The sequence below is a fragment of the Paenibacillus jilunlii genome, from assembly GCF_900102965.1.
GTDB classification, from domain to species: Bacteria; Bacillota; Bacilli; order Paenibacillales; family Paenibacillaceae; genus Paenibacillus_AQ; species Paenibacillus_AQ jilunlii.
In genome coordinates, this window is sequence record NZ_FNGM01000006.1 from 302972 (window position 1) to 311833 (window position 8862).

Here is an 8862-nt window from a genome sequence, read left to right on the forward strand (position 1 = left end):
CCGATCATTACCGGTACCTGTACAGCCCGTTATGGGTCAGGACCAGACTTTCCACTGCCACCGCACTGCTGCTGGCGCTGAATACCGGTCCTTCCCACTTGATGGGACAAGCCTCGATAAAGTTCCACCACACCTTTGGCGTGCCGGAATGATCCAGCAGGCAGATGGATCCGCTGCGCCGTTTGACCACTCCATTGACCACATTTTGATACCAGTTCCACAGATATTCGTCGTTCGTGACCCCGTTTTTTAGCGTCAGATCTGCGTATTTGGTCTGTCCGAGGAACACAAATTCCTTATGATTTTCCCCGCCGAACGTTTTGCGTTCCACCTGGGTCTCAATACTAAGACCGGAAACCTCGGAGAACCCGGCGACGGATATCCCGTCAATCTCCACAATGAAGTTAAAGGCAAGATAGGGATCTTCCCTGTAACCGGGCACCCAATTGCTTTTCGCACCGATATTTAAAATATTTGCCTTCATGTTATCCTCCTAAGCCTCAAAGAAGTTCTTCTTCTCTTCCCCGCCACCCAGCTTTTGGTTGATTTTGCTGACTTCACTGCACCAGCGGTCCCGTTCAGAATGCTCCAGATTCAGCACAGCTGTATAGTCCCAATGCAGATAGTAGGTTAGAAAGGCTACCTCCTCGTAGAGGCGGTCAAGGGGGTAGCCGACTATTCCCCCGGCGATTCCAGTTCAAGCTCAAACGGCTGCTCACATTTGGGGCATTTGGTATGAACCGTATTGGAACCGTTCTGGTTAATCCGGTTATACATATCCTGCAAATAAGCAAAATCCGAAGTGTACAGCTCTTCAATCACTCTCGGTGTGATCATGCTAAGCCCGCCCAGGCTGGTTACCACTCTTGAGAGCAGAATCACCGTCAGATAAGCCGGGTTCTGCTGGACCCGGGAATCCCGGAGCGGTGTAATTTCATCCGCAGCGGTTGCCAGACGCATGGTGCCCTGCTTATGCAGCGTGCCTGCTTCATCCACATATCCTTTGGGCAGCGTAAAGCTGAATTCAGTTTGCAAAAGTTCCATGATCTCCCTCGCTTCTTCTTCTGAAAATTCTTGTGCTTTTACTTCCGTCCAGCATCCCCAGCAGTGAATTTGATCCCCATACCGTCCGTATAATGTTTTGGCGTATTGCATCAAATTCTAAGTGAGAATGGGGAGAGGAAGCTATTTCACTCTGCGCACACCTTCATGCACCAGCTCCATCGATTCGACAGAGACTTCGTTCCCCTTGGCGCTTAATGCGCTGACATCATATTTGATCGGCCAGGCTTCAAGGATATCCCACTGTGCCTTGTCATTGCCCTCTTCATCCACCAGGATGATCGACAAGCTCTTGCGGTTCTTCAGTGCCCCCTTGTCTTCAATCGATTTGCGCCAGTTGTAGAGCTCCAGGGAATCGGTAAGACCTTTTTTCAGGGTGATGTTCCCGAATTTGGTCAGTCCCGACAGCTTGCGTGCATGCGGAGCATCTATGCCCTCGCGGTAGTCCACAGCTTCTGTAGAGGTATCCGGAATTGTCGCGTCAGCAAATGCTGCGGTTTGAATGCCGTCAATCACAACGCGGAAGCGGTAATTGCGGTAGGGGTCCAATCTTTTGCCGGTTGCCATAGAATAAATCTCCTCTCAATCTCTTATTTGGATAGGGTTTTTTGGCTGACCCGAATGACTACGAATTCCGCAGGCTTGACCGGTGCCACGCCGACTTCAATAATCAGCTGGCCGGCATCCCGCACAGAAGGAGGATTGTTCTCCTCGTCCACTTTGACGAAAAAGGCTTCTTCCTGCGTAGTCCCGTACAAGGCTCCGTCTCTCCAGACCCTGGTCAGGAAAGCAGTCAGGTTGCGCTTCACCTTGCCCCACAGGCTGGGATCATTCGGTTCAAAAACAACCCATTGGCTGCCCTCATCCAGCGATTCCTCGATATACATCAGCAGGCGCCGGACGTTGACATAATTCCATTCGGAATCGGAGGACAGGGTTCTGGCCCCCCATACGCAAATGCCTTCCGGCAGGGAGCGGATCACGTTGATGCCGTCCGGATTGAGCAGCTCCTGCTCCGCTTTGGTGATGATCTTCTCAATGCCAACCACGGAATCAAGGTAGCCGTCCGTTGTGCCTGCGGGTGCTTTGTGGACACCGCGCACGGAATCGACATAAGCATAAGTACCGGCAATTGCGCCTGACGGCGGCACGAGCTTTTGCTTGCCTGTGAGCGGATCGTTAATGTAGACCCATGGATAGTACAGGGCACCGTAAGAGGTGTTGAACGAATTGCCGGAATAGTTGCCTGCACCTTCCTTGAAATCCTTGACTTCCAGCGGGCTCAGCCCGTGTGGAGGGTCAACAATGAAGATGCAGTCCTTTCTCAGCTTGCAGTAATTGAGCATGTCCAGGATCGTGCCCCGGCTGTAGGCCATATCCGCAAGGTCCGGAGCAGCCACAATGTTGATACCGTCAATAGTGTCAAAGGCGTGGATACCCGCCCGGCTGGCTGAATCCCCCAGGAAATCGATCGGAGACATTCCGTTCACACCGCCGCTGAGCGACAGGGCAGCTTCGTTGAAGGCCGGTGTTTTTTCCATGTTTTCCAGAATGGTCAGATCGACCAGCGGCTTCACACTGACAAAAGCGGAAACCTGATTCACCTTCTCCTCAAAATTGATCAGCAGCATGTTATCGAAAACCTCAACGATTTTGCCGTCTTCATCTTCTCCGGTGTACTCATCGTTGAAGTTGCTGTCCAGAAAATACTGCACAACCATTTTGAAGCCAAATTGCTGCTTGTTGGAGGACTGGCTGATCTTCACCGAAATCCGGTTGCCCCATTTGCCTTCCGAGCGTGCAACCACCTTGAACAGGTCCAGGTTATCCGTATCCCTGATGGTTAGCGATGCAGGCTGAATATCCTTAGAAGCCGCTCTTACCACGTAGCAGGAGGTGCCTCCTTCCGCAAAAAAGTTATACACGGCATAAGCCAGATAGCCATTCGGGATAAATTGGCCGAATTCATTGACGAATTGGCTCCAATTCGTGACCAGCACCGCTTTGCCGATTACACCTTTTTCTGCGATCCCAACGAACGCCCCTACAGATGTGCCTACGCCGGCAATCGGCTTGACACCGCTTGAGACTTCCTCTACATACACGCCTGGCGATAAATAATTTGCCATCTCATACCCTCCTAAAAGTTTTGTCTGCTTATGCTTCCACGAATTTACATCAGGCAAAACTCGCTTCGAAAGCATATGCCTAAGGTTTGTCCGCAGATGCTTCTTTTGCAGCATCTGCTGAATTTTGCGGAAAATCCGCTTTTTATGGATGCCTTGCAGCGGGTCCCCTCCATGAATCACTCCTTTCAAAGAAGAAACCTGGGCCTGTCTATTTAAATGGGGTGAATGCCCAGATCCTTTACCTGAACCCGTGGAATGATGATCTTCTTATCCGCAGGCAGCCTTACCGGCGATACCAGATAAGACAGGCTCACCTTAGCCGGCTTCCCGGGAAAAACCTCCCACAGCTGCTTAATATCCTGAATTGTCAGGTTGTTATAGGAGATCCGGATCTTCTCATTGCCGCACCCGGCAAGATTTCCTCTCAGATCGGAGCCGCTGAGCACCGGGTGCTCATGGAACAGCTGAAAGATTCTGCCCAGTATAAGCTGCTCGGTTTCTCTGTCCTTGGCATACGGGGTGAGCAGATAATACAAATCCAGATAAGCCGGCGGATACAAGAACTCGTTCGTGCCGCCGATCTCTTCCTTCTCACTGTTGCGCATGCTCGGGCTGTGGCTCAAATAATAGAGGCACATCGAAAGCTTCATCGTTGAACTGTCAATATCGCTTGGAGAGCCGAAGCTGATGAAGCTGTCATCGTTCAGCTCAGGCACATTTGCCTTCAGCAGCGCCTTCAGGCTGGTGCTGACATCTCTTATTACCGTACCGGTATCCACGGCCATGCTTATTTCACCTCGATCAGTTTGTGATACGGGGCATAATCCGATTGCAAAAAGGTTCTGCCCAGCTTGAGATATTCCCGCTTGGCGGCCAGCATGATCTGCTTCATCCCGATGGGACAGCCCTCATGCGCGGCGTAAAAAGCGGCGTTCAAGGCAATGTTCTTGATATTGCCGCCGGCCAGAATGAACTTGTCGGCCATGAAATCATAGTCCATGTCGGGATCAAGCGGCGCTCCCCGGGGGAACATCCCCCGCCAGATCAGCCCGCGCTGCTTTTTTTCCGGGAACGGGAACTCCAGCTTGAAATGCAGTCTGCGCGCAAAGGCATCATCCAGGTTCTGATTCAAATTGGTCGCCAGAATCACGATCCCCGTATACTCCTCCATCTTCTGCAGCAAATAGCTGATTTCCACATTCGCATACCGGTCATGGGCATCCTTGACCTCTGAACGTTTGCCGAACAAGGCATCTGCTTCATCAAAAAAGAGAATGGCGTTGGAGGTCTCGGCTTCGTCAAAAATCCGCGACAAATTCTTCTCCGTCTCCCCGATGTATTTGCTCACAATCTGCGAGACATCGATTTTGTAGATTTCCAGGTTCAGCTCCGTCGCGATCACCTCGGCTGCCATTGTCTTCCCGGAGCCGGGCGGGCCGGAAAACAGGATGTTAAGCCCCCTGCCCAGAGACAGCCGTCCTGCGAAGCCCCACTCTCCATAGACTAGCGGGCGGTATTTCACCTGGCGGCAGATTTCCCGCAGCTGGCTTAGCTGCTCGTCAGGGAGCACCAGCATGTCCCAGGTATACATGGCGCGGATCTTCGTCGCCAGCGCCTGGATTTTGCGGCTGGACTGGAAGTAGCACGCCTGGTACAGGTCGCTCACGCTAACCTCGGCCCCGCTGGAGCCATTCCATACGGCGATATTCTCGCCACCGGCCAGCGCGGCCCGGATCTGTCCGGCAGTAAAGCGGAAGCTGCCGCTGAAATCTGCCAGATCCATCTGTGGAGACAGCCGGTATTCCTGACCGAAGGTGGCCCACGTCTGCTTACGCTCTGCCTCATCGGGAATAGGAAAGTCAATCTGCATGAAATTCAGTTGCACCCCGGTGAAGCTTATTCTCCACTGTGCTTCCCCAAGGATAAAGGTTAGCGGCACATAAGCCTCCAGCATCTCCATCAAAAGCCGCCGTTTCAGCAGGTGGCGGTCATCCTCTGTCACTATGCTATCGAAGCCTGTGAAGCAAAGGGCCGCGTTCTCCAGCAGCGTATGCCGTCCAAGCAGCCTCAGCATTTCGCTGAAATCCGCCTCGGAAAGCAGCAGCTTGTCCATGTCAGCAACCAGCAGGGATAATCCCAGCTTGCCGCAGACCTCTCTAATGCCGCTCAGCTTCCCTTCTTCGTCCGGGCCGCTGCAGTACAGCAGGCTGCCGGCTTTGCGTTCTTTGCCGCTGCCGTAATGCTTCACGAACCGCAGCAGGTTCTGCTCCAGCTCTTCGGGAAAACGGGCATGCGGCGGAATCGCCAGAGTACTAAGGCCTGCTACCTTCGCCAAGCGCTCATCCAGCACCTCATAGCCGAGCAGCATATTCACCGTCCAATCCTCCAGCTTCAGGGGTCTGGCAATCAGCGGTATGCGGCTGTCACCGTATTCCCCCCTCCGCTCCAGCAGGAGCTTCATCAGCGGCGCATTCACGTCAAAGAGCAGACGTGCCGAAAGTCTCTCTTCTGCTGACCCAGTAAACAATCTCAGAACAAAGCCGGCCGTAGGACGCTGATCCGACATATCATTCTGCAGAAAAGCGTAAATGCGCTCATATTTCCGGTCCAGCTCAGGCGCGAGGCAAGCCACAAGGATACTAACCTCAAGCCCGGACAGGTTCAGCGAGTCAGCCACCTGCGGCAGCATCAGCTGGACCTCTTGCCCGCTGCTGGCCTCCAGCCTGGCAGCGATGCGCTGCTCCAGGTGTCCGGCCTTAGTTGTTAGATGCTCTTTGTCATCTTCTTCTGATGACTCAGCATTCAGCAAGCTGCGGATCTCCTCGTTCATGAGAACCAGCTCAGAGTCAAGCTGCGGAGCCTCAAGCATTCTGAGCTTGAGCCGAAGATCCAGAAGCTGCAGCTCCTCCGCCAGATGCTCGTAGTTGGAGGTGTAGGGTTGAGAGGGTTCGCTGCTCTCCTGTTCAGGAGAGGTTTTAGAAACCAGAGTATGAGCGGGCGTTGGATCAAGGACAGGTTCAGCTTCTCGTTCCGCACACCCGGCTTCCGGTGTTTCCTGACGAAAGGTTCTGGCCAATTTTTTGAATTTCATCGCCTGTTTATGTCCTCACTCTATATTTTCTTGTTCATATATAAAGTAAGTTTGGGGAGGGGGTTTACAACTGGGTGGGAAGAATAAAATATAGAGATTTTAGAAATGTTTTTTCATTCCGTTATTTAAGAGATTTATTATCTGTTTTTCTATTTAGTAGGAAAACAAGAAGGCTAATCATGGTCGAATCGAACCATAATCAACCTATTTGTAATAGCTAAACGAATGTACTATCTTTCTTCTTTACAAAGATATAAATAATCACCGAATTCAGGAACCACCGTCCAATTATTATCCACACTACCTTGACTTTCACGTTCTAAAACTTTCCCAGTACTAAAGTCTCTTTTCTCCATCGCAATATAACCATTTTCTTTAAAGCCAAAGATCATAGTGCTAAATGGTTGCCCATCATCAGTTAATACTGCTGTATAAGGTTGATGTTGCTGATGATGTAAATGTGCCTTTTCTTCATCTAAAACATACCATGCTTTCCTCATCAAGAATTTTCTCAGAAATACTTGGAACATCCTGAACAGAAACTTCTAAATATAGTTGACCTTTTAGTCTCCTTCCCTTTAAAGCATTTGGGTTAAACGTCCCGTTCCGCTGTAGAATATTTTATGGGCTAAAGAGATTCATTTAAATAACCAATCACACCTAACGGCCTAGTTTATATTAGATCGAGACTCTGGTGCATGTTACATTGGAGTCACCTATCTTTTTATCTACTCTCATATGAGAAATAATACTTCGTAAATCTATCTTTTGATGGAGCTCATTTTTAGCTCTGCACACAATAGATAACAAAAAAAGGTCAATCCATGGTAGTATCTAACCATAATTGACCTTAAAATAATAATAAAAACCACCATAATCTTTTTCAATCCACTAATTCAAGATAATACTTGTCATCCTTTTCTATTTCAATTAAGAAATCTTTAAGCGAACCTGCAATCTGAATATCATAATAATATATTGGATTATTACTACTTTCATTTAGATCGATTGACATCAACGCTGTTTCATTACCTTCAAAAAATATCAGTTTGTCAACTTCGAATTCTTCGTAAATTTCTATATCAGGATAATATTTATAATCATTCTCCCTCAATCGAAAATCCCTTATAGAATAAGGATCCATAATTCGATTTACATTATTTTCAGAACCTTTTATAAATCCGTAACCAACTTCTAAAAAGAATTTTTTTAATTCAATAGGAATTCTTAAATTCAGGGCTTTCTCCATGCTATTAATCTCATTCTCAGTTACTGGATAAAAAGTATTATTTGAATTTCTCTTTATGAATTCATAATTCATTACTTCGCACCTCCGCTAAATAAACTATTTGCTGGTGAACCTGCTCCATGGATACCACCTTGATGTTCATCAGGAAACTTTGCTGGATGCATATTCCACCACTCATGCTCTCCGCCAAAACTATTTTCAATGATATGATGCGCATCATATTTATCACCTTTTTTCCTGATAACTTTCCCTGTATTTTCTGAGATGATATCCTCTTCATAAGTGGGCCATTTCTGACCTGTTTTCGATTCCCATTCTTTAATTACTTCATCTCTTACTTTATCAAATTCCTTTCTGTTCTTAGCCGTTTGCTTAGCAGACTTTTTTGTATACTTTTTATTTCTCAACGCATCCTTTAATCTATCCAGCTGTACTTTTGGCAGCTTTCTTCCTGTGCGTGTTTCAATATCTTTAATATAGCTCCTTGCTAATTTTGAATCAAACTCAACTTCAATTTCTAAGTGATTGGCATCTTTTTCAGAATTCGAAATACTATCAAAATCAATCTTCCCGTCTTCTTTAGCAACTGCATTATTATAGACTTCTCTTCTCTCTGAAGGCTTCAGACTCTTAATTTTGTCATATTCAGCCTGAGTACTAATTCCAGCCTTTTTACCTTCAAGATCGTCAACTTTTTTTATTCGCCCATTAGCCAGTAAAACCCAAGGATTAACTTCCCCGTAGAGAAGAACGTGATCTCCCTTACGCTCCAGCTTAAACTTCTTAAACTTAAACCTCTGTAGAACCCGGTCCAGCAGGACTCTGAGCTTTTTGGCCCCCTTCATGAGCCCTTTCTGCAGGCTCTTGATCACGATTTTGCCGCCCCGGATGATCATGCTGCCGCTCTTGGCAGCGAGCTTGGCTCCGGACTTCAGCAGGCTCTTCATCCCTTTGACTCCTGCGCCCGCTGCTTTCTTCACTCCCGCACCGGCGGCTCCGATGCCGCTTTTTACGGCTTTTCCGGCTTTGTTCAGCCCTTTGCCAATCGCCTTGAAGCCAAGCTCCATCGCCAGCTCAACCAGTCCCATAGCCAGTGCGGTGGCGAGCGCGATTGCCGCAGGCTCGATCATCTTCTGCCAGCCCTGGCTCAGGTAGGTGCCAATATAGCCAGAGGCTTGGACCAAGGTCTGGGCGACGGATTTGATCGCATCTGCTTGCAGATACAGGGTGATGAGATTCATAATCATCGGAAGGGCGGCAGTGATTGCCCCGCCGGTGATGATCTCGGCTGCGACGACGCCAGCCAATATCCCCGCGATGGCCGCCAAAAG

Annotated in this window: 10 protein-coding genes; all 10 read right to left on the reverse strand. The window is 48.9% G+C overall.

The window, feature by feature from the left end; genetic code table 11:
* Positions 1-7: 7 nt before the first annotated feature.
* A complete protein-coding gene (locus BLQ82_RS13495) occupies positions 8-484 on the reverse strand; it encodes a phage tail protein (RefSeq protein ID WP_062521860.1) in 477 nt (158 codons plus the stop codon).
* A 9-nt stretch (positions 485-493) separates the two neighbouring features.
* On the reverse strand, positions 494-691 hold the full coding sequence (locus BLQ82_RS33075; protein ID WP_208810860.1) for a DUF6760 family protein: 198 nt from the start codon (positions 689-691) through the stop codon (positions 494-496).
* On the reverse strand, positions 676-1044 hold the full coding sequence (locus tag BLQ82_RS13505; RefSeq protein ID WP_039791015.1) for a hypothetical protein: 369 nt from the start codon (positions 1042-1044) through the stop codon (positions 676-678). The genes BLQ82_RS33075 and BLQ82_RS13505 overlap by 16 nt, the downstream gene beginning before the upstream one ends.
* A gap of 141 nt (positions 1045-1185) precedes the next feature.
* A complete protein-coding gene (locus BLQ82_RS13510) occupies positions 1186-1629 on the reverse strand; it encodes a phage tail protein (RefSeq protein ID WP_019910188.1) in 444 nt (147 codons plus the stop codon).
* A 23-nt stretch (positions 1630-1652) separates the two neighbouring features.
* On the reverse strand, positions 1653-3191 hold the full coding sequence (locus BLQ82_RS13515; protein ID WP_074648220.1) for a phage tail sheath family protein: 1539 nt from the start codon (positions 3189-3191) through the stop codon (positions 1653-1655).
* A 212-nt stretch (positions 3192-3403) separates the two neighbouring features.
* Positions 3404-3976 (reverse strand): Pvc16 family protein, encoded by a 573-nt coding sequence (locus BLQ82_RS13520; RefSeq protein ID WP_062521854.1) that lies wholly within the window; start codon positions 3974-3976, stop codon positions 3404-3406.
* Positions 3977-3978: 2 nt separating this feature from the next.
* Positions 3979-6282 (reverse strand): ATP-binding protein, encoded by a 2304-nt coding sequence (locus BLQ82_RS13525; RefSeq protein ID WP_083351108.1) that lies wholly within the window; start codon positions 6280-6282, stop codon positions 3979-3981.
* Between the two features lie 230 nt (positions 6283-6512).
* Positions 6513-6782 carry a hypothetical protein gene (locus BLQ82_RS13530; protein WP_244280777.1) on the reverse strand — a complete coding sequence of 90 codons (270 nt, stop codon included), beginning with the start codon at positions 6780-6782 and terminating at the stop codon, positions 6513-6515.
* A gap of 383 nt (positions 6783-7165) precedes the next feature.
* On the reverse strand, positions 7166-7603 hold the full coding sequence (locus tag BLQ82_RS13535) for an SMI1/KNR4 family protein (RefSeq protein WP_062518901.1): 438 nt from the start codon (positions 7601-7603) through the stop codon (positions 7166-7168).
* Positions 7603-8862: HNH endonuclease signature motif containing protein (locus BLQ82_RS32630; protein ID WP_425287526.1), on the reverse strand; the 1260-nt coding region annotated here is incomplete at its 5' end. The genes BLQ82_RS13535 and BLQ82_RS32630, both read right to left, overlap by 1 nt.

Bases quoted from the DNA above. Each gene is read 5' to 3' on its own strand.
- BLQ82_RS13495 (WP_062521860.1), bottom strand. From the start codon at position 484: ATGAAGGCAAATATTTTAAATATCGGTGCGAAAAGCAATTGGGTGCCC.
- BLQ82_RS13505 (WP_039791015.1), bottom strand. From the start codon at position 1,044: ATGGAACTTTTGCAAACTGAATTCAGCTTTACGCTGCCCAAAGGATAT.
- BLQ82_RS13510 (WP_019910188.1), bottom strand. From the start codon at position 1,629: ATGGCAACCGGCAAAAGATTGGACCCCTACCGCAATTACCGCTTCCGC.
- BLQ82_RS13515 (WP_074648220.1), bottom strand. From the start codon at position 3,191: ATGGCAAATTATTTATCGCCAGGCGTGTATGTAGAGGAAGTCTCAAGC.
- BLQ82_RS13520 (WP_062521854.1), bottom strand. From the start codon at position 3,976: ATGGCCGTGGATACCGGTACGGTAATAAGAGATGTCAGCACCAGCCTG.
- BLQ82_RS13525 (WP_083351108.1), bottom strand. From the start codon at position 6,282: ATGAAATTCAAAAAATTGGCCAGAACCTTTCGTCAGGAAACACCGGAA.
- BLQ82_RS13530 (WP_244280777.1), bottom strand. From the start codon at position 6,782: ATGAGGAAAGCATGGTATGTTTTAGATGAAGAAAAGGCACATTTACAT.
- BLQ82_RS13535 (WP_062518901.1), bottom strand. From the start codon at position 7,603: ATGAATTATGAATTCATAAAGAGAAATTCAAATAATACTTTTTATCCA.